This is a genomic window from Bradyrhizobium sp. JYMT SZCCT0428, assembly GCF_018131075.1.
In the GTDB taxonomy this organism is placed as follows: domain Bacteria; phylum Pseudomonadota; class Alphaproteobacteria; order Rhizobiales; family Xanthobacteraceae; genus Bradyrhizobium.
In genome coordinates this window covers 17,170-35,376 of sequence record NZ_JAFCLS010000066.1, presented here as the reverse complement: position 1 = coordinate 35,376, position 18,207 = coordinate 17,170, and the positions used below count along the sequence as shown (strand labels likewise).

The following is an 18,207-nucleotide window of genomic DNA, read 5'->3' as shown; positions in this document are numbered from 1 at the left end:
CTCCGCGCCAGCTCCCGTCGCTACCACCGCCCACCCGGCAACCCAAACGCCAAGAGCGAACTCGGGATCGGATAAAATTTGGGGGCAAGGTCAATCCCGACGAACCAGCGGAACAGCAGATCGTATTCCAGCCCCGCTCCATGAGAAGCCGCTCCGAGCGGATCGAATAAAACGCTGCAACAGCATCGCCCGCAGCAGCTTCTCCAGCGGGATCGACGGCCGCCCAATCGGTGAATAGAGCCCGGCAAATTCGCGCTCCAGCGCCGACAGCGCCTCGTTAGCAATCGTCCGGATCGCTCGCCTTGGATGATCTCGCCGGACCCGCGCCTCCAGGTCAACGTAGCTGAACAGCTCGCCCGTTCTATTGTTGCCGCCGCGCACGCGCCATCTCCGAATCTCGGCGGAGCCAATGAATCAGGGTCCCCGATCGGCGGCGAGCGCCTTTTTCAACGGCCTGCTAGGGTTGGACCAGGAGGGGGCGGATTTTGTATCCTTCCCGCCACCCCGATCGATGCAGCCTACGGGCCCCGATGTCTAAGAATTCAGGGCCGGCGGATTAGTGGGATGATTTGGCGGGTAATTTGGTTGCCTCGATCTGATTTAGGTTTGCAGGTGTAATGCCATATAGCCTTTTGTATTCTTTGGCCATCACGAGGCGCTTCAAGACTTTGTCGATTCGTCGATCGATATCCGCCTGGATCTTCAATTCTCTTTCCAAAATGTCCGGAAGATAAGCCTGAGCGATATCATCGCGCCTGTGTTTCTCAGTACCTCGAAGCGATGAGACGAGATCCTTGAAACTGACGTTGAACTTTGCCAGCGCGAGCGTTAGCTTTTCGAATTCAATGACCAGACTGTCACCTGTCGTTGCATCGGCCTTACAGACTTGCTCCGCTTGTTTCGCCAAGTTGTTGCAGCCATACTCGATGGCTACGAGTTGCGACTTCGTCGCGGCGCGAGCGATGTCGCCTGTGGGATCGCTGGTGTTAACGGTAGGGCCAAAGTCGAGCTGTTGGAGAGCCTGCTGTAATCCAGCCTCGAGACGGCGTTTTTTCCAGTGCAGGCTGGCCAGATCAAATACTGCTACTTTCTCCGAGATGCCATCGGGACAATATTCGTTCTGAAAAGCTCGCAGTAGATCGTCAAATTCTTGCTGATTTTCCCAGGGTAGAACGACTTCGGCGGCATAAAAACCGTGTGTAAGGGCGTTTTTGGATGGTTGGGGATTTTGAGAAGGCGAAGTATTAGTCATATTTTGAGCTCCTACAAATTGATGTAATTGTTTGTAATTTAAGTATATAATTTAATATATTCATTTTTAAAGGTATAGTGTAGTATTCAGGAAACTCAACTCCGTTACGCCTTTTTTTGCACCAGCACCACTCTCGATTACCCCAAATTACAATCATTGAGGGTATTTCATTGATTACACGTAATGGATGCATTTTTCAAAAACGACATCCGTTGGACCTTCGAGAGCGCCTTTAAACGAAGCCAATTTCAGCCCCACCGCTGGATTGCTTCTGATGGAGCGAGGAGGCGTAGAGAACGAAGGGAACGAAGGGAAGCGAAAACGAAAGTAGCCGGCTCGACGCTAAGTGACGCACCGCCTGCGCTCCATCGACAATGGCGACCGTCACCAGCTAAAACGCATCATCGTCAAGCCGGGCGGGCGGCTCTCGCTGCAGAAGCATCATCACCGTTCCGAGCACTGGATCGTGGTGCGGGGTGCTGCGCGCGTTACCGTCACGAACTGGTAAGACCGTGCACGAAAACGAATCGATCTACATCCCGCTCGGCGCGGTGCACCGGCTGGAGAATCCCGGCAAGATCCAGCTCGAACTGATCGAGGTCCAGACCGGCAGCTATTTCGGCGAGGACGACATCATCCGCATCGAGGATTATTATCAGCGCACGTGAGCCATCTCGGTTCTGATTGGATCAGAACCGAAGCTCGCTTGCTGTTCGCTCGAAAATGCCGAATACGGGATTGAGGTGCGGGGTTACTGAACGTCCCGCACGACGCGAAAACCGTTGGCGAAATAGCGCACGTCGAGATCGTACCGGTAACGCGCCGCCGATGTGACCGTATTGGCCTTGTTGGCGAACGATCCGCCGCGCAGCACGCGCTGACGGCATTGTCCTTGCGTCCAGGCGGAGCCGTCCTTGGGCGCATTCTTGTAATTGTCGTTCCAGCAGTCCTCGACCCATTCGTAGACGTTTCCGGATGTGTCGTAGAGCCCGAAGCCGTTTGGCCGATAGGATCCGGTCCGCATCGTCCGGCGTAGCGAGTCGCCGCAATTGTCGCAATTGGCGTTCGACTTGCCGACCTCCTTGCCCCACCAGTAGGTGGTCGTGGTGCCGGCGCGCGCCGCATATTCCCACTCGGCCTCGCTCGGCAGGCGGTAGTTGCGGCCGGTCTTCTGCGTCAGCCATAGAACAAACGCCTTGGCGTCCTCCCAGCTCACGTCGATGACCGGCTGATCGCCGCGACCCCAGCCGCGGTCGTCCGGCCGGTGCCTGCATTTGCCGTCCGAGACGCACGCATCCCACTCGGCGAAACTGGTTTCGCGCCGTTCGATCGCGAAGTTCTTGGCGATGGTGACCCGGTGCGGCGGTCCCTCGTACGGGCTGTCCTTGCCGCCCATGTCAAATTCGCCCGACGGCACCACCACCATTTCCGGGCAATCCGGACAGTCGCGGAACAGTTCGCCGGGTTCCGGTGGCGCGGCGGACTGGGCGGCGGCCGGTCCGGCCGCGAGCAGAAATATCAAAAAAGCAAAAAATCTGAACATCGTACCCTCGGCCTCAATTGCGCCGGTCGTCCTGCGCCGCCTGTCGGTCCATCGTGCCCGCAACCCTCCATAAAATCAAAAGTCGCAGTGTCGCTATCGTCAGTTAGTTTTGAGGTACTATGGTATTCAAGCTGTTCCTGTTCGTCCGGGGCCGCCGGATGCCGCTGAGACGGAGTAACGGCCGGTCCGCTGCTCCAGACAGGACGATATTCAATGGCTTAAATCCAGTGTACTATTTCACAGACGCATTACAGTTCTTGAGTTATTTGAGATTTTGGCCGCCGGCCCGTCCTGATTTTAGGAGGCGTGTGTGTTCTCGAAAGTATCGACCGGAATTGCTGTTTCGCTTTTGATGCTGGCAGGAACGATCGGAGCGAGCCACGGACAGCAAAAGCCGGTTGGCGGTCCCAATCCCTCGCCCCCCGGTGCGGCCGTTTACTTCGTTGGTCTCAAGGATGGCCAGACGGTACCCACCACCTTCACCGTGAATTTCGGCCTCAAGGGCATGGGCGTCGCGCCCGCCGGCTCCGACAAGGCGAACGCCGGACACCACCATTTGCTGATCGACGCCGAGCTGCCGCCGCTCGATCAGCCGATACCGAGCGACTTCAATCATCTGCATTTTGGCGCGGGGCAGACCGAGGCCGAAGTGACCTTGCCGGAAGGCGAGCACACCCTGCAGCTGGTGCTGGGCGACAAGGACCACATCCCCAATACGATTCCGCTGATCTCCGAGCGGATCAAGATTCGCGTGGTTGCCGCCTCCCAGGTGCCTGCGGCGTCGGCATCTGCGGCGGCGCCGGCAACGACCGCCCCCGCCAGCACAGGCCGCAAGAAATCGCCGGAAGGCGCCAAGGTATATTTCGTGTTTCCGAAGAATCGCGGCTATGTCACGCCGACGCCGGTCATCCGTTTCGGCCTGATCGGCATGGGCGTTGCACCCGCCGGCTTCGAGAAGGTCAACACCGGTCACCACCATCTGTTGATCGATACCGACGTGCCCAACCTCGATTTGCCGATTCCCGCCGACTTCAATCATCTGCATTTCGGCGCCGGCCAGACCGAAGCCAAGATCACGCTGCCGCTCGGCAAGCATACCCTGCGATTGCTGCTGGCCGACGAGCTCCACATCCCGCACGATCCGCCGTTGCTGTCGGAACCGATCACGGTCACGGTCACCGCCAGCGGCCGTCCGCCTGCAAAGAAGAAGTATCGCAAATATCGTCGCTATTACTAAAGGGGGGCAGTTCCGGAGCCTGATATGAGCACACGTCGTCCGATCTGGATTGCAGCTCTGTATAGTCTCGTGCTGCTGACCTGTTCGATCAGCGTTGCGAAGGCTGACCGGCGCGTTGCGCTGGTTGTAGGCAACTCGAACTACAGCAATGCGAGCCTGTTCCTGGCCAATCCGAAGAACGACGCCACGGACGTTGCCGCGGCACTCCGCGGGGTCGGTTTCGAAGTCTTGCAAGCGATCGACGCCAACAAGCGCGATCTCGACCTGAACATGGCCAAATTCGCCAGGCTGGCGACCGACGCCGACGCGGCGCTGTTCTATTACGCCGGTCATGCCGTCCAGTATCAGGGCCGCAACTTCCTGATGCCGACCGACGCCGAAGTCGAGGACGAGATCAGTTTCCGCTACCAGATGACGCCGCTCGACGACGTGCGCGCCGCGCTCGACCGCGGCGACGGCGTCAAGATCGTGATCCTCGATGCATGCCGCAACAATCCGATCGTCAACGCGCTTCGCCGCAAGAAGAAGTCCGGCGACAGCCGCGCCATCGACGCCGTGCGCGGCGGGCTCGCCAAGATCGACAAGGCGCAGGGCATGGTGGTGGCCTATTCCACCGCGGCGGATGAAGTCGCCGCCGACGGCGACGGCCGCAACAGCCCGTTCACCAGCGCTTTCCTGAAGCGGCTCAAGGAGCCCGGCCTCGAAATCGAACAATTGTTCCGCCGCGTCGCCGCCGACGTCAACGCCCAGACCGGCGGCCGCCAGCGCCCGGAAACCTATGTGTCGCTGCTGAGCAATTACTATCTCAACCAGACCGACCGGATCGCGTTCGACAAGATCAAGGACTCGCCTGATCCCGCCGTGCTGCAGGACTTCATCGCCAAGTTCTCGACGTCGAGCTACGTGCCGGAGGCGCAGAACCGCATCCAGCGCATCGAGGCCGCTATTCGCGAACGCCAGAACCAGGAGGCCCGGCAGCGCGAAGCAGCAAGGCTCGCGGAAGAACAGCGCAAGGCCGAACGCGAAGCGGCGCTGCGCAAACTGGCCGAGCAGGAAGAGGCGCTGCGCAAGCAGGAGACCCTTCGCGCGCAGGCGGCGGCTGAAAAAGTCCGCAAGGAGCGCGAGGCTGCCCAGGCGCAGGAAGAGCAGCGCTTGCGGCTCGTGGCCGAGAAGGAGCGCAAGGAGCGGGAAGCCGCAAAGGCCCAGGAAGAGCAACGTGTGAAGCTCGCGGCCGAGCGGGAGCGCAAGCTGCGTGAAGAGGCTGCGCAATTGCTGGCCGAGCAGGCTTGGACCAAGATCGCCGCGATCGATCGCAAGGAGCCGACCAGTCCGTCGCTCGCCGGCATATCGACCGACATCCGGACGGTGCCGCCGCCGACTGAGGCCGCGCCGTCGCCTGCCGATCCCTGTGATCGCGACAGCGCCATGCTGGCGCAGTTGCGCAGCAACCCGTCGCTCGAGGCCGTCACCGAGTTGGAGCGGAGCCTGAGCTGCGAGAAATTGCGTGCCCAGATTCTGCGGTTGCGGGAAAGCCTCTCGGCGGTCGCCAATGCGGCGCCGGCCATCGCCGCGCAGGTCAAGCCTGTCGTTGAAAAAATTGCCCCGCCGCCGGCCTTGGTTATTGCGTCGCCGCCGCCGCCGGCCGCGCCGAAACAGGAAGCCGCCCCGAAGCCGCCGGAACCGAAGGTCGCCGTTGCGACTGTCGCACCGGCACCCGAATGCAAGAAGGACGAAGCCAGGCTTGCCAAGATCCGCGCCAATCCTTCGCACGCCGATCTGGCCGCCCTGGAGCGTGATCTTGGCTGCGAACGGTTGCGCCCGCAAATCGTGCGCCTGCGCGAGAGCCTGCCCAAGGAAATTGCCAAGGAAACCGCAAAGGACGCGCCGCAGCCGGATCAGCCGTCGGCGGCGGCCAACCCGCCAACCCTTCAATCCGCCCAGTCTGCGCCATCAGGGGCGAAGCCGGCGCAACCCGCGCCGATTGTCCAGGTCCGAAGCTGTGACGAGGAGAGGGCCACCTTGGCCAAGCTGCGCGCCAGCCAGTCACGCGAGGATGTGGTTCGATTCGAGCGCGAACTGGCCTGCGAGCAGTTGCGGCCTCAGGTCATCCGGCTGCGGGAAAGCCTGTCCGGCGGTTAGTCAGGACGGGCTCCCACAGCCCTCGGCCAAGCACTTAATTCCTCCATATTGCGGTGGCCTAAGCCCCCATGAGTCCTGCCAGATCGCTTCTCCAAGTGCCTCCTGGGCTGTAACTCTTTGAATCAAAACGTGTCCGGATAGCGGGGATGGCGTTCGCCACATTTGTGGCGGCGTGCTAGAGAACCGCCGGGGACTGGCGAAAAGTCTGTTGGGGTCGACAACATGGGTTTTAAAGGGTCCGGATCGGACGCGAAGAGCGGCGCCGCGCGTGAACTGCGCGTAGGTGTGATCGGTGCCGGGGTAATGGGCAGCAACCATGCCCGCGTGCTGGCGGGCCTGCCGGGCGTCGCGCTGGTCGGTATCGTCGACCCGCTGCCGGAGCATCGCCTGCGCGCCACCGAACTCGCAGGCTGCCGCGCTTTCGAGAGTCTCGAAGAATTGCTGGCGGAGGGTGTCGATGCGGTCACGATCGCGGCTCCGACCCATCTGCATCATGAGGTCGCGCTCGCCTGCATCGCGCGCAAGATCCATATCCTGGTCGAGAAGCCGATTGCGCCCACGGTCGAGGAGGGGCGGGACATCGTCGACGCCGCGCAGCGCGCCGGGGTCACGCTGATGGTCGGCCATGTCGAGCGCTTCAATCCGGCGGTCGCGGCGATCAAGCAGGCGATCTCGGGCGAGGACATCCTTTCCATCGGCATCACGAGGGTCGGGCCGTTTCCGCCGCGGATGTCGAATGTCGGCGTCGTCATCGATCTGGCCGTGCACGATATCGACCTGATCCGCTGGTTCACCGAATCCGACATCGTCGAGGTGCAGCCGCAGCTCTCCAGCGCGATCGCCGAGCGCGAGGACATCGCGCTGCTGCAGTTCCGCACCGCCTCGGGCGTGCTCGCCCATATCAACACCAACTGGCTGACGCCGTTCAAGGCGCGCAACGTCACGGTCGCGACCCGCGGCAAATATGTGATGGGCGACCTGCTCACACGTCAGGTGACGGAGTGCTTCGGCTTCAAGCCCGACGGCAGCTATTCGATGCGTCATCTGCCGGTCGGCCATGACGAGCCGCTGCGCGCCGAATTGATCGCGTTCCTCGATGCCGTCCGGTCAGGCAATGTGCCGGCGGTTACCGGCGAGGAGGGCGTCGCCAGCCTCGAAATCGCGATCCGCTGCCTCGAAGCGCCGGCCCGGCCCGCGGCTTCCTCCGCGCGCAAGGGTCCGCGCCGCGTCGCCGGCTGATCTTGACCGGCAGCCAGTCGGACCAATCAATAAGAGGGTTACATGAACCAACATATGCCAGCCCAACCCATCGCATTCACTGACATTGCCGCGCAGCGACGCAGTCTTGGAAGCCGCATCGACGATGCCGTTGCGCGGGTATTGGAGCATTGCCAATTCATCAATGGGCCGGAAGTCGCCCGTCTGGAGGCAGATCTCGCGGCTTACTGTGGTGCGAAGCACGTGGTGGCGTGCGCGAGCGGAACGGATGCATTGCTCATGGTGCTGCTCGCCAGGAAAGTTGGCCCAGGCGACGCCGTGTTTTGCCCGTCATTTACCTTCTGTGCGACGGGGGAAGTCGTTGCACTTCTCGGCGCGACCCCAGTTTTCGTCGACGTAAACGAAGAGACATTCAACATCGACATCGCTTCGTTGAAGGACGGGATTTCTGTCGCGAAGAAGAAGGGCCTCAAGCCAAGGGCGATCATTCCGGTCGATCTGTTTGGGCAGCCGGCCGACCATGACGCGCTTGCCGAGGTCGCCGAAGCAGAGAAATTGTTTGTCCTCGATGATGCTGCCCAGAGCTTTGGCGCATCGTACAAGGGGCAACCGCTGGGGACGTTCGGTCTTGCCACCGCGACGAGCTTTTTCCCCGCCAAGCCGCTGGGCTGCTATGGCGATGGAGGCGCGATCTTTACCGATGATGCCGAACTGGCGGAGACATTGCGAAGCGTACGCGTGCACGGCCAGGGGTCCGACAAGTACGACAACGTCAGACTCGGGCTGACGGCGCGAATCGATACGATTCAGGCGGCGATCCTGATTGAAAAGCTGAAGATATTTCCCGGCGAGATCGCGGCCCGGGACGCTGTTGCGAAGCGCTACAATGCAGGGCTCGGCAATATGGTGATCGTGCCTCGCGTGCAGCAGAACTGCACCTCGGTATGGGCGCAGTACACGGTTCGCCTTCCAGGCGGCGGTCGCGATGAGGTAGCGAACGCGCTGAAAGCGCAGGGCATTCCGACGGCAATCTATTATCCGAAGTCGTTGCACCAGCAGACGGCCTATCGCAGCTTCCCGGTGGCCGAAGGTGGCCTGGCTGTAAGCGAAAGGCTTTCCGGCGAAGTGCTCAGCCTGCCGATGCACGCCTATCTCGACGAGGCGACGCAGGATCGCGTCATCCAGGCGGTGCGCGGCGCGCTTTCCGCCTAGCTTTTCGAAGAAAACGCGTCAAACAACCGATAGCATTCGCGTGAAGACGGCGCGTTCATACAAATATAGTTCTCGGTTCTGATGCAATCAGAACCGAATATGCGCTAGAAGCGGGCTCATGCTTGGGCGCATTTTCACCGTCGGCGGCTATACGCTTCTTTCGCGCGTGACCGGTTTTGCGCGCGACATCATGCTCGCGGCGATCCTCGGCGCAGGTCCGGTCGCGGACGCGTTCTTCGTGGCGCTGCGGCTGCCCAATCATTTTCGCGCCATCTTCGCCGAAGGCGCCTTCAACGCCGCGTTCGTGCCGGCCTATGCCCACCTTCATGGGCAGAACCAGACCTCGGCAAAACTGTTCGCCGATCGCATCTTCACGCTGTTGTTCGGCGCCCAGATCGTGCTGCTCGTGGTGGCGTGGCTGTTCATGCCGCAGGTGATCGGCCTCCTGGCGCCGGGATTCTCCGACGATCCGGCGCGCGGCGAATTGGCGATTGCGCTGACGCGGATCACCTTTCCCTATCTCTTGCTGATCACGCTGGTGACGCTTTACGGCGGCATGCTCAACGTCATGCATCGCTTTGCCAGCGCGGCGGCGGCGCCGATCTTTCTCAACCTGTCGATGATGGCGACATTGGCGCTGGCCGCGTTCTTTCCGGGCGCCGGTTATGCCGCCGCATGGGGCGTCCTGATCGCCGGCATCCTCGAATTCCTGCTGCTGGCGGGCGACGCGGCGAAGAACGGCATCCTGCCGAAGTTCAGCATGCCCAGGCTCGACAACGATGTCCGCGCCTTCTTTCGCGCGCTGGGGCCGGCGACCATCGGCTCGATGGGAACGCAGGTCGCGCTGTTCGCCGACACCATCATCGCGACGTTTCTCGCCGCCGGCGCGCTGTCGGCGCTGTATTACGCCGACCGCCTCAACCAGTTGCCGATCGGCGTGATCGGGATCGCGATAGGCACGGTGCTGCTGCCGGAAATGTCGCGGCGGATCACGGCGCAAGACCATGCCGGCGCCGCCAAGGCGCAGCGGCGGGCGTTCAATTTCACGCTGTTGTTTTCGATACCGTTCGTCGCCGCGTTCCTCACGGTGCCTGACGTGATCATGCGCGCGATGTTCGCGCGCGGCGCGTTTTCGAAAGCCGACGCCGCGGCCGCGGGCGCGACACTGGCGGCCTATGCCGTCGGCCTCATTCCCTTCGTGATGATCCGCAGCGCGGTCGCCACCTTCTATGCCCGCAAGGACACCGCGACGCCGGTCAAGGCGGCGCTGACCGGCGTTGCCGTCAACGTCGCCCTGAAGGTCGCGCTGATGGGGACGCTGGCCCAGATCGGCCTCGCGCTCGCCACCGCGATCGGCGCCTGGGTCAATCTGCTGCTGGTACTTGGTTTTGCAGTGCGAAGAGGATTTCTCGAGCTGGACCGCGAGTGGCTCAGATCGCTCGCCAAGTTCGCGATATCCGGCATCGTGCTTGCCATAGCCCTTTGGCTGACCGCGCGTTTCGCCAGTTTTTATTTCGCGCAGATGAGCTCGTTCCGCGATGAGCTCGCATTGCTGTTACTTATGGTGAGCGGCATCTTTGTCTATGGTGTTTCAATCCTCGTCCTGTTCGGCAGAGGCTGGATTTTCTCGCTGATCCGCGGCTAAACCCGTTTGCGCTTCGTGGCGAACCACGCCAATATGACGCGAAACCAATCAGGCTATGGAGATACGATGGCAGCTCCCATCAAGTTCGGCGTCGGTCATAGCGTCCGCCGCAAGGAAGACGATGCGCTCATTCGCGGCAAGGGCCGCTACACTGACGACGTCTCGCCGTCTCCCGCGTTGCACGCGCTGATGCTGCGCTCGCCGCATGCGCATGCGAAGTTCACCATCAACGTCTCCAAGGCCCGTGGCATGCCCGGGATCGCCGTGGTGCTGATCGCCGACGACGTCAAGGATCTCGGCGATCTGCCGTGCCTGTTCAATTTCGAAGTCGATCCGTTCACCGGACCTCCGTACCCGATCCTCGCCAGGGATGAAGTGCGCCACGTCGGCGATTCCATCGCCTTCGTGGTCGCCGACACCATCGACCATGCCCGCGATGCGCTCGAGGCGATCGAGGTCAACTGGACGCCGCTGCCGGCGGTGGTCGGCCTTGTCAACGCGGTCAAGAAGGGTGCGCCGCAGGTCTGGCCCAATCATGCCGGCAATTTGCTGTTCGACGTGCCGATCGGCGACAAGGCGGCAACCGAGGCTGCGTTTGCAAAAGCGCATGCGGTCGCCGAAGTGTCGATCGTCAATCCGCGCGTCATCACCAACTTCATGGAGACGCGCGCCGCGGTCGCCGAATACGACGCCAAGAAGGATCATCTGACGCTGACGATCGGCAGCCAGGGCAGCCATCGCCTGCGCGAGATCATCGGCGGCATGGTGCTCAAGATGCCGCTGGAAAAGATGCGGGTGATCTGCCCCGACGTCGGCGGCGGCTTCGGCACCAAACTGTTTCCGTACCGCGAATATGCGCTGATCTCGGTCGTGGCAAAACGGCTCAAGAAGACCATCAAATGGACCGCCGACCGCTCCGATCATTTCGTGGGTGACGCGCAGGGGCGCGACAACGTCACTGTGGCGAAGATGGCGCTCGCCGAGGACGGCAAGTTCCTGGCGATGGATGTCGACCTGATGGGCGACATGGGCGCGTATCTGTCGACCTTCGGTCCCTACATTCCGCATGGCGGCGCCGGCATGCTGCCCGGCCTCTACGATATCCAGATCTTCCACTGCCGCGTCCGCACCGTGTTCACCAACACGGTGCCGGTCGATGCCTATCGCGGCGCGGGCCGCCCCGAGGCGGCTTACGTGATCGAGCGGCTGGTGGATGCCTGCGCCCGCAAGCTCGGCATGACGCCCGATGCGATCAGGCGCAAGAATTTCATCCCGCCGAAGGCGCTCCCCTACAAGACCGTGACCGGCAAGGTTTATGACTCCGGGGACTTCACCGCGCATATGAAGCGCGCGATGGAAGTCGCCAACTGGAAGGAGTTTCCCAAGCGCGCCAAGGCCGCCAAGAAGGCCGGGCTGGTGCGCGGCATTGGCCTTGCAAGCTATGTCGAGATCTGCGGCACCATGGGCGATGAGACCGCCAATGTGGCGCTCGATCCCAATGGCGACGTCACCATCCTGATCGGCACCCAGTCGAGCGGGCAGGGCCATCAGACCGCCTATGCGCAGTTGATCGCCGAACAGTTCGGCTTGCCGCCCGAGCGCGTGCACATCGTGCAGGGCGACACGGATCGCGTCGCCACCGGCCTTGGCACCGGTGGTTCGGCCTCGATCCCGACCGGCGGCGTCAGCGTGCAGCGTGCGGCCCACGACCTCGGCGGCAAGCTGAAGGAGATCGCAGCCGAAGCGCTGGAAACCAGCGCTGCCGACCTCGAGATCAGCGACGGCCGAATCCGGATCGCCGGCACCGACCGCTCGGTGAGTTTCGCCGATCTGGCGAAGCGTCCTGATGTCGATCCGTCAAAGCTGAATGCGAGCGCCACCTTCAACCAGGCCGACGGCACCTATCCGAACGGCACCCATCTGGCCGAAGTCGAGATCGATCCGGCGACCGGCATTATCAAGATCGTCAACTACGTCATCGTCGACGATTTCGGGGTGACGCTCAATCCGCTGCTGCTCGCCGGCCAGGTCCATGGCGGCGCGATGCAGGGGATCGGCCAGGCCCTGATGGAGCAGGCGGTATTCGGCAGCGACGGCCAGCTCGTCACCGGCACCTTCATGGATTACGCGATGCCGCGCGCGGCCGACGGCCCGTCATTCCACTTCGAGACCCACAACGTTCCCTGCACCACCAATCCGCTCGGCGTAAAGGGCGCGGGCGAGGCCGGTGCGATCGGCTCCTGCCCGGCGGTGGTCAATGCGATCGTCGAGGGGCTGTGGCGCGAGTACAAGATCGACCACATCGACATGCCGGCGACCCCCGAACGGGTCTGGATCGCCATCCGGGAGGCGCAGCGCCGGCATAACCTCTGATATTTTGTCGCAGCTGGAATGATTCTAAGTTTATGGTGTTATCAGGCCTGGGCGCGGTCCGTGGAGACCGCGGCCCGGTCTGTGTCATGAAAAAGGGATCTGGCGATGAAACGGGTTTTGGTGGTTGCAGGAGCGCTTTTGCTCAGTGTCGGCGCCGTTATGGCACAGCAGGACGTGGTCAAGAAGGACCAGGATGTCATGAAGGCCACCGGCCGGGCCTTGGGCGGCGTGCTGTCGCCGATGTTCAAGGGCGAGAAGCCCTATGATCAGGCCGCCGTCGATGGGGCGATCAAGACGCTCGAAGATACCGCAAAGAACCTGCCGACCATGTTTCCGGCGAGCACCAAGGGCCTGAAGGCCGACGGCGACTACAGCGCCTCGCCCAAGATCTGGGAAGACAAGGCCGGCTTCGATGCCAAGATCGCCGACTTTGCCAAGGCGGTGAGCGATGCCAAGGCCAAGATCAAGGATGCCGATACGCTGAAGGCGAACTTCCCCGGGATCGGCAAGGCATGCGGCGGTTGCCACGAGACCTACCGCGTCAAGAACAGCTAGGCTTCGGTTGGACCAGACAGGAAGAGGCGGGACGCGTGACGCGTCCGGCCTCTTTCTTTATTTGCGGGCGCGAAGGCTTGCCTCGCTCGTCAATTCGGGGTGAAGCCGTTACATCACCTCGGTGTGAAGCTTGCTTCATCACCGTGAGTTGTCGAAATTTCATGGAAGCTTCCGGCCAAAATTGCGTACATACTGGCCGCCATATCAAAACGCCCGATGACGGATTGGTGAATGCTGAAACGACTGTTCCTTCTGGCCGTTTTGGCCGCCGTCGCCGGGCTTGGCATTTTCTGGTGGCTGACCATACCGGCGGTGGTCGCTGCGAGTTCATTGCCCGCCTACACGCCTAACCTCGCCAACGGCCTCACAGCGTTCAATGCCGGCGGATGCTCGTCCTGCCACGCCGTGCCGAACCAGCCCGATCGCCTCAAGCTCGGTGGTGGATTGCCGATTCCCTCGCCGTTCGGCACCTTCAACGTTCCCAATATCTCGCCCGATCCGAGCGACGGCATCGGGCGATGGAGCGAAGCCGATTTCGTCACCGCCGTGATCAAGGGCACGTCGCCGTCGGGCTTCCATTATTTTCCGGCGTTTCCCTACGCGTCTTACGAACATGCCAAGGTCGAAGACATCAGGGACCTGTTTGCCTATCTGAAGACGCTGGCGCCGGTGGCCGGCAAGACGCGCGACCATGACGTGCCGTTTCCGTTCAACATTCGGCGCAATGTCGGGGTGTGGAAATTCCTGTTCACGGACGGCAAGCCGTTCACGCCTGACACCAGCAAATCAGCGCAATGGAATCGCGGCGCCTATCTCGTCAACAGCCTCGGTCATTGCGCGGAGTGCCACAGCCCGCGCAATTTCCTCGGCGGCATCATCGACGCGCAGCGCTTTGCCGGCGGGCCTAATCCGGAAGGCGAGGGCTGGGTGCCCAACATCACCCAGAAGCGGATGTCGGATTGGAGCGCGAAGGATTTCGCCTATTTCCTCGAGAGCGGGATGACGCCGGAGGGCGACACCGCCGGCGGCTCGATGGCGCGGGTGATCCGCAACACCTCGCAATTGTCGCCGGAAGACCGCACCGCGATGGCGGAATATCTGAAATCGCTGCCGCCGGTGGAGGGACCGCCGCGGCCGAAGAAGCCGGAGAAATCCTGAGGCCTTTCTCGATGCGAAGTGGCAATTGCATCCGCGAGCGAGTTGCGCTCCCTCTCCCGCTTGCGGGGGAGGGCTGGGGTGGGGGTCTATCCACGAGTCATCGGGTGGAGAGAGCCCCCACCCGCCGCGCTCTGGCGCGCAATTGCGCTGCCGAGCGCGTCGACCTAAGAGCGAGCTTCGCTCGTCTCGACCCCCGCAAGCGGGAGAGGTGACTGAGCCTGCTGCCATACCGATGAAGTCGTATCACTCGAACGTATTGACCATGCCGGCCTTGGCGAGCGCCGCCTTGCGTGCGCTCATCCACTCCTCGGTGAGCTTTGCCGGATCGGAAGACGGGCTGCCTTTCATGTAGTCGTTCCACGCCGCGATCAGCACTTCCTGCCGCTTGAGCAGTGCGTTGTTGTGCTTTTCCTGGTCGTCGCTCCAGGCACCCCCCTCTTTGAGCGCCTTGACTGCGCCCTTGTGCGTCGGCACCGCCCAGTTCTTTGCCTGCGCCTTCACCGCAAGCCCACTGGCGCCGGGTGCGTTGTCCTTGTAGCCGTCATAGCCGTCGATCATCGCCTTGGTCAGCATGTAGACCTCGTCTTCGGACTGGCTGCCATAGACGCTGTAGATCGGATATGGATAGGTGCCGACCTCGACCGGTTTTTCCTTGGAAAATTCGCCTGCGCCGCAGGTTGCCTTGTGCTCGGTGAAATACGGGCCGACCTTGCGCATGCGCTCCCATCCCGCCTTGTCGGAGAATGGCATCGCGGGCCAGGTGATGCCGCGCGGCGATGTCTGCAGTTCCTTGGCGGGCCCGGAGATCGTCGAACCGAATACCGCATCGGTGTCGTTGTTGATGATGCCTTTCCACATCGCATTGTTGCCCGCGAACTCGACGATCTTGACGTCCTTTGCCGTCAGATTGGCGAACGCCAGCACGGCAAGCGCATTCTGGTTGAGCGCGGGAGAACCGACCACGAAGCCGATGCGCTTGCCTTTCAGGTCGGCATAGGTCTTGACGCCGATGTCGGCGGCGACCGCCAGTGAAAGGCCGTTGCAGTCGATCGAGCTCAGCGTGATCTGGATCGGCTGCGGTCCCCATTCCCGGGTCGCGAATTCGAACACGCCTTCCTGCGCGAAAAAGACCCCGACGCCCATCGCCGAGATGCTGGCGCGGTTGAGGCGCAGCGGTTGCAGGCGGGCGACGTCGTTGCCGGCGGGCAGCACGCGCGCATCCGAGCCATACTTGTCCTTGAACATCTTGCCGACGGCAACCGTGATGTTGAAGCCGGAGGTCCCCGTGTCATACGCGGTCATCGTCACGTTGGGCGGCAGTTTCACCTGTGCGACCGCCGTCGATGCCGCGACCGCGGTTCCGGTCAGCGCGATGGCCGCAAGCATCATCTTCGGATTGATCATTCATCCCTCCCGTTGCGGCTGTCGTTGCAGCCTTGAGACGCTTGTCACCGGTGCTTCCTGGCCCGCGAGCGGACGTCAGTTGGAAACCGGCGCTGCGGTTTGGCGCGAATGCTCGCGGATTTCTGCTCCTACCGCAAGGCAGAAGCAGGGGGTACCGATCCGCGTCAGCTTGACGCGTTGCGTTGTCTGAAACGGCGGCAGGGGCGGCAGGTCCTGATTCAGGTCAGCTTCGCCATCCCAAGCTCATCGGCGACCTGATCGAGCCCGCGCATCAGCGCGCCCGGAATCGGAATGCCATCGCGCATCCGCGCCTCTCGCGTGGCGTGGCTGCGTTCGCCGGGAACGAAGATCCTGCTCACGCCGGGCATCCGCTCTGAGTTTCTGAAATCGCGCACCAGCGCATCGACGCTCGCCTTGAACACGTCAACATCGCCGAAGGCCGAGATGTTGATCGCGGCGACCGCCTGTCCGGTATTGGTGACGCTGTCGTCATCATGGTTGAAGTCGATGACGTCCCGGCCCATCGCCGCACCACCCAGCGTGCCGGCGAGCAGGCCGATGATCATGGCGAGCCCATAACCCTTGTAGCCGGCCTCCATGCCGCCGAGCGGCAGCAGCATGCCTTCGTCGGCGCGCTTCGGATCGGTCAGCGGCTTGCCCTCACGGTCGATCATCCATCCCTCCGGCATGGTCTCGCCGCGCAGTGCCTTGGATTTCACCTTGCCATAGGCTGCAACCGTCGTCGCCATATCGAGAATGATCGGCTTCTCGTCACCGGCCGGAATTGCGGCTGCGATCGGGTTGGTCGACAGCAGCATGTCGAGGCCGCCCCAGGGCGGCAGATGGTTGGCGTTGCCGACCGCGAAATAGAGCCCGATCATGTCGTGGGCCAGCGGCATCGACGCGTAGAGCGAGGCAGGACCCGCATGGTTGCTGTATTGCGAGTTGACCCATGCGATCCCCGTGGTGCGCGCCTTTTCGATCGCGATCTCGGCCGCGCGCTTCATCACGAGGTGGCCCATGCCGTTATCGCCATGGAGCAGGGCGGTGGAGGCGTGCTCGCGCACGATCCGGATATTGGGCCGCACGTTGAATCCACCAGCCTTGATGCGGCGGGCATATTGCGGCAGCCGGCTGACGCCGTGGCCGTCCGATCCCTGCAGATCGGCTTCCGCCATCAGCGTGGCGACCGTCATGGCGTCGGATTCAGGCAGGCCCAGCTTTGTCATGGCTTCGCGGATGAAGCCCTTCAGCCGGTCGAAAGTCACTGTCGATGTCGTCAGGATACCAACTCCCGTTTTCTTGTTGGCGCACTTGCGCTGACCATATCGTGGCAAATTCCTAGTCGGATAGGAAGCGCACCGATGATGTGGCGATGGCGACGGTCACGGCGGTGCCGACCTCGTGCAGCGTGTCGCCGGCGTGGAACGGACAATCGACGGCGATGCTGGCTGTGCCTGCGCGCACGCCATAGCGCACGCTGGCGCCGAGGAATTCGCGATAGGTCACCGTGCCCGCGGCTTCTGTCCTGTCTGGCCCCGCGCTCTGACCCGCACCGACGATCGCGCAATCCTGCGGCCGGAACACCATGCGCGCCCCCGGCGCCAGCTTCCGGTCCGCAGCAATCGGTATCTTCAGGCCGCCGGCCACCTCAAAGGCGCGCGACGCCCCGTCGCCGATCACGCGGCCTTCGACAATGTTCGCCGTGCCGAGAAAGTTCGCCACGAACAAATTGGCCGGCTGCTCGTAAAGGTCTTTCGGCGTGCCGACCTGCTGAATGACGCCCTGATTCATCACCGCGATCCGGTCGCAAACGGTGTTCGCCTCTTCCTGGTCGTGGGTGACGAAGATGGTGGTGAGCCCGAGCCGTTGCTGCAGTTCGCGCAGCTCGCGGCGGACCTGTACGCGCAGCTTGGCATCGAGATTGGACAGGGGTTCATCGAGCAACAGGAGCTTCGGTTCGACCGCGATGGTGCGCGCCAGCGCCACGCGTTGCTGCTGCCCGCCGGAGAGCTGCGCCGGGCGGCGTTGATCGAGGCCGGTGAGCCCGACGAGTTCAAGCGCGGCCGTGACCCGCGGGCCGATCTCGGCGCGCGGCACGCGCTTTTCCTCGAGGCCGAACGCGACATTGCGCGCCACCGTCATATGCGGCCAGAGCGCATAGGACTGGAACACCATCCCGATGTCGCGCTTCCATGGTGGCAGAGCGGAAATATCCTTCTCTCCGACCAGCACGCGGCCACTGTCGGCATGGTTGAAGCCGGCGATCAGCCGCAGCAGCGTGGTCTTGCCGCAGCCGGAGGGGCCGAGAAACGCAAAGAACTCGCCGGGGCGGATGTCGAGATCGATCGACTTCAAGACGTGATTGTCGCCATAGGACAAATTGACCTGTTCGATCCGGACACCGACGGCCGGTACGGCGATCGCTCGATTGGCTGTTGCGGTCGTCATGGTGCTGATAGTTCCGGCAT

At 62.4% G+C, this 18,207-nt stretch carries 13 protein-coding genes and 2 pseudogenes; 9 read left to right on the top strand and 6 right to left on the bottom strand.

Annotated elements, in window-relative coordinates; all coding sequences use genetic code 11:
- Positions 1 to 92 precede the first annotated feature (92 nt).
- Both JQ575_RS38985 and JQ575_RS38980 read right to left on the bottom strand, forming a co-directional pair.
- Positions 93 to 381: pseudogene (locus JQ575_RS38985) on the bottom strand (transposase); the annotation flags it as partial.
- Positions 382 to 556: 175 nt separating this feature from the next.
- Positions 557 to 1,252: a hypothetical protein gene (locus JQ575_RS38980; protein ID WP_212038482.1), complete on the bottom strand. Its 696-nt coding sequence runs from the start codon at positions 1,250 to 1,252 to the stop codon at positions 557 to 559.
- A gap of 361 nt (positions 1,253 to 1,613) precedes the next feature.
- On the opposite strand from JQ575_RS38980, the pseudogene JQ575_RS38975 reads away from it, so the two are divergent.
- Positions 1,614 to 1,920: pseudogene (locus tag JQ575_RS38975) on the top strand (cupin domain-containing protein); the annotation flags it as partial.
- A gap of 83 nt (positions 1,921 to 2,003) precedes the next feature.
- Here JQ575_RS38975 and JQ575_RS38970 read toward each other — a convergent pair.
- Positions 2,004 to 2,795 (bottom strand): formylglycine-generating enzyme family protein, encoded by a 792-nt coding sequence (locus JQ575_RS38970; RefSeq protein WP_212038481.1) that lies wholly within the window; start codon positions 2,793 to 2,795, stop codon positions 2,004 to 2,006.
- 310 nt (positions 2,796 to 3,105) lie between these two features.
- On the opposite strand from JQ575_RS38970, the gene JQ575_RS38965 reads away from it, so the two are divergent.
- The 8 genes from JQ575_RS38965 to JQ575_RS38930 all read left to right on the top strand — a co-directional run bounded on the left by JQ575_RS38965 (position 3,106) and on the right by JQ575_RS38930 (position 14,332).
- Positions 3,106 to 4,032 (top strand): DUF4399 domain-containing protein, encoded by a 927-nt coding sequence (locus JQ575_RS38965; RefSeq protein ID WP_312016099.1) that lies wholly within the window; start codon positions 3,106 to 3,108, stop codon positions 4,030 to 4,032.
- A 24-nt stretch (positions 4,033 to 4,056) separates the two neighbouring features.
- The gene (locus JQ575_RS38960) at positions 4,057 to 6,171 is read left to right on the top strand and encodes a caspase domain-containing protein (RefSeq protein ID WP_212038480.1); all 2,115 of its coding nucleotides are present in this window, start codon (positions 4,057 to 4,059) and stop codon (positions 6,169 to 6,171) included.
- A 222-nt stretch (positions 6,172 to 6,393) separates the two neighbouring features.
- On the top strand, positions 6,394 to 7,410 hold the full coding sequence (locus JQ575_RS38955; RefSeq protein WP_212038479.1) for a Gfo/Idh/MocA family protein: 1,017 nt from the start codon (positions 6,394 to 6,396) through the stop codon (positions 7,408 to 7,410).
- 42 nt (positions 7,411 to 7,452) lie between these two features.
- On the top strand, positions 7,453 to 8,601 hold the full coding sequence (locus JQ575_RS38950; protein WP_212038478.1) for a DegT/DnrJ/EryC1/StrS aminotransferase family protein: 1,149 nt from the start codon (positions 7,453 to 7,455) through the stop codon (positions 8,599 to 8,601).
- Between the two features lie 118 nt (positions 8,602 to 8,719).
- Entirely contained in the window at positions 8,720 to 10,246 is a 1,527-nt protein-coding gene (murJ, locus tag JQ575_RS38945; protein ID WP_212038477.1) for a murein biosynthesis integral membrane protein MurJ, read from the top strand.
- 66 nt (positions 10,247 to 10,312) lie between these two features.
- Entirely contained in the window at positions 10,313 to 12,619 is a 2,307-nt protein-coding gene (locus tag JQ575_RS38940) for a xanthine dehydrogenase family protein molybdopterin-binding subunit (RefSeq protein WP_212038476.1), read from the top strand.
- A 105-nt stretch (positions 12,620 to 12,724) separates the two neighbouring features.
- Positions 12,725 to 13,174, top strand: coding sequence for a cytochrome c (locus JQ575_RS38935; RefSeq protein ID WP_211998934.1), 450 nt, complete (start codon positions 12,725 to 12,727; stop codon positions 13,172 to 13,174).
- Between the two features lie 231 nt (positions 13,175 to 13,405).
- Entirely contained in the window at positions 13,406 to 14,332 is a 927-nt protein-coding gene (locus JQ575_RS38930) for a cytochrome c (RefSeq protein ID WP_212038475.1), read from the top strand.
- Between the two features lie 243 nt (positions 14,333 to 14,575).
- Here the strand turns inward: JQ575_RS38930 and JQ575_RS38925 are convergent, their stop codons facing one another.
- The 3 genes from JQ575_RS38925 to JQ575_RS38915 all read right to left on the bottom strand — a co-directional run bounded on the left by JQ575_RS38925 (position 14,576) and on the right by JQ575_RS38915 (position 18,187).
- A complete protein-coding gene (locus tag JQ575_RS38925; RefSeq protein WP_409364874.1) occupies positions 14,576 to 15,718 on the bottom strand; it encodes a TAXI family TRAP transporter solute-binding subunit in 1,143 nt (380 codons plus the stop codon).
- A 236-nt stretch (positions 15,719 to 15,954) separates the two neighbouring features.
- The gene (locus tag JQ575_RS38920; RefSeq protein WP_312016098.1) at positions 15,955 to 17,004 is read right to left on the bottom strand and encodes an Ldh family oxidoreductase; all 1,050 of its coding nucleotides are present in this window, start codon (positions 17,002 to 17,004) and stop codon (positions 15,955 to 15,957) included.
- A gap of 73 nt (positions 17,005 to 17,077) precedes the next feature.
- A complete protein-coding gene (locus tag JQ575_RS38915; protein ID WP_212038473.1) occupies positions 17,078 to 18,187 on the bottom strand; it encodes an ABC transporter ATP-binding protein in 1,110 nt (369 codons plus the stop codon).
- Positions 18,188 to 18,207 lie beyond the last annotated feature (20 nt).

What these genes read in the sequence shown, in the direction of transcription:
- JQ575_RS38980 (WP_212038482.1), bottom strand. Translation starts at nt 1,252, where the DNA reads ATGACTAATACTTCGCCTTCTCAAAATCCCCAACCATCCAAAAACGCC.
- JQ575_RS38970 (WP_212038481.1), bottom strand. Translation starts at nt 2,795, where the DNA reads ATGTTCAGATTTTTTGCTTTTTTGATATTTCTGCTCGCGGCCGGACCG.
- JQ575_RS38960 (WP_212038480.1), top strand. Translation starts at nt 4,057, where the DNA reads ATGAGCACACGTCGTCCGATCTGGATTGCAGCTCTGTATAGTCTCGTG.
- JQ575_RS38955 (WP_212038479.1), top strand. Translation starts at nt 6,394, where the DNA reads ATGGGTTTTAAAGGGTCCGGATCGGACGCGAAGAGCGGCGCCGCGCGT.
- JQ575_RS38950 (WP_212038478.1), top strand. Translation starts at nt 7,453, where the DNA reads ATGAACCAACATATGCCAGCCCAACCCATCGCATTCACTGACATTGCC.
- murJ (WP_212038477.1), top strand. Translation starts at nt 8,720, where the DNA reads ATGCTTGGGCGCATTTTCACCGTCGGCGGCTATACGCTTCTTTCGCGC.
- JQ575_RS38940 (WP_212038476.1), top strand. Translation starts at nt 10,313, where the DNA reads ATGGCAGCTCCCATCAAGTTCGGCGTCGGTCATAGCGTCCGCCGCAAG.
- JQ575_RS38935 (WP_211998934.1), top strand. Translation starts at nt 12,725, where the DNA reads ATGAAACGGGTTTTGGTGGTTGCAGGAGCGCTTTTGCTCAGTGTCGGC.
- JQ575_RS38930 (WP_212038475.1), top strand. Translation starts at nt 13,406, where the DNA reads ATGCTGAAACGACTGTTCCTTCTGGCCGTTTTGGCCGCCGTCGCCGGG.
- JQ575_RS38925 (WP_409364874.1), bottom strand. Translation starts at nt 15,718, where the DNA reads ATGCTTGCGGCCATCGCGCTGACCGGAACCGCGGTCGCGGCATCGACG.
- JQ575_RS38915 (WP_212038473.1), bottom strand. Translation starts at nt 18,187, where the DNA reads ATGACGACCGCAACAGCCAATCGAGCGATCGCCGTACCGGCCGTCGGT.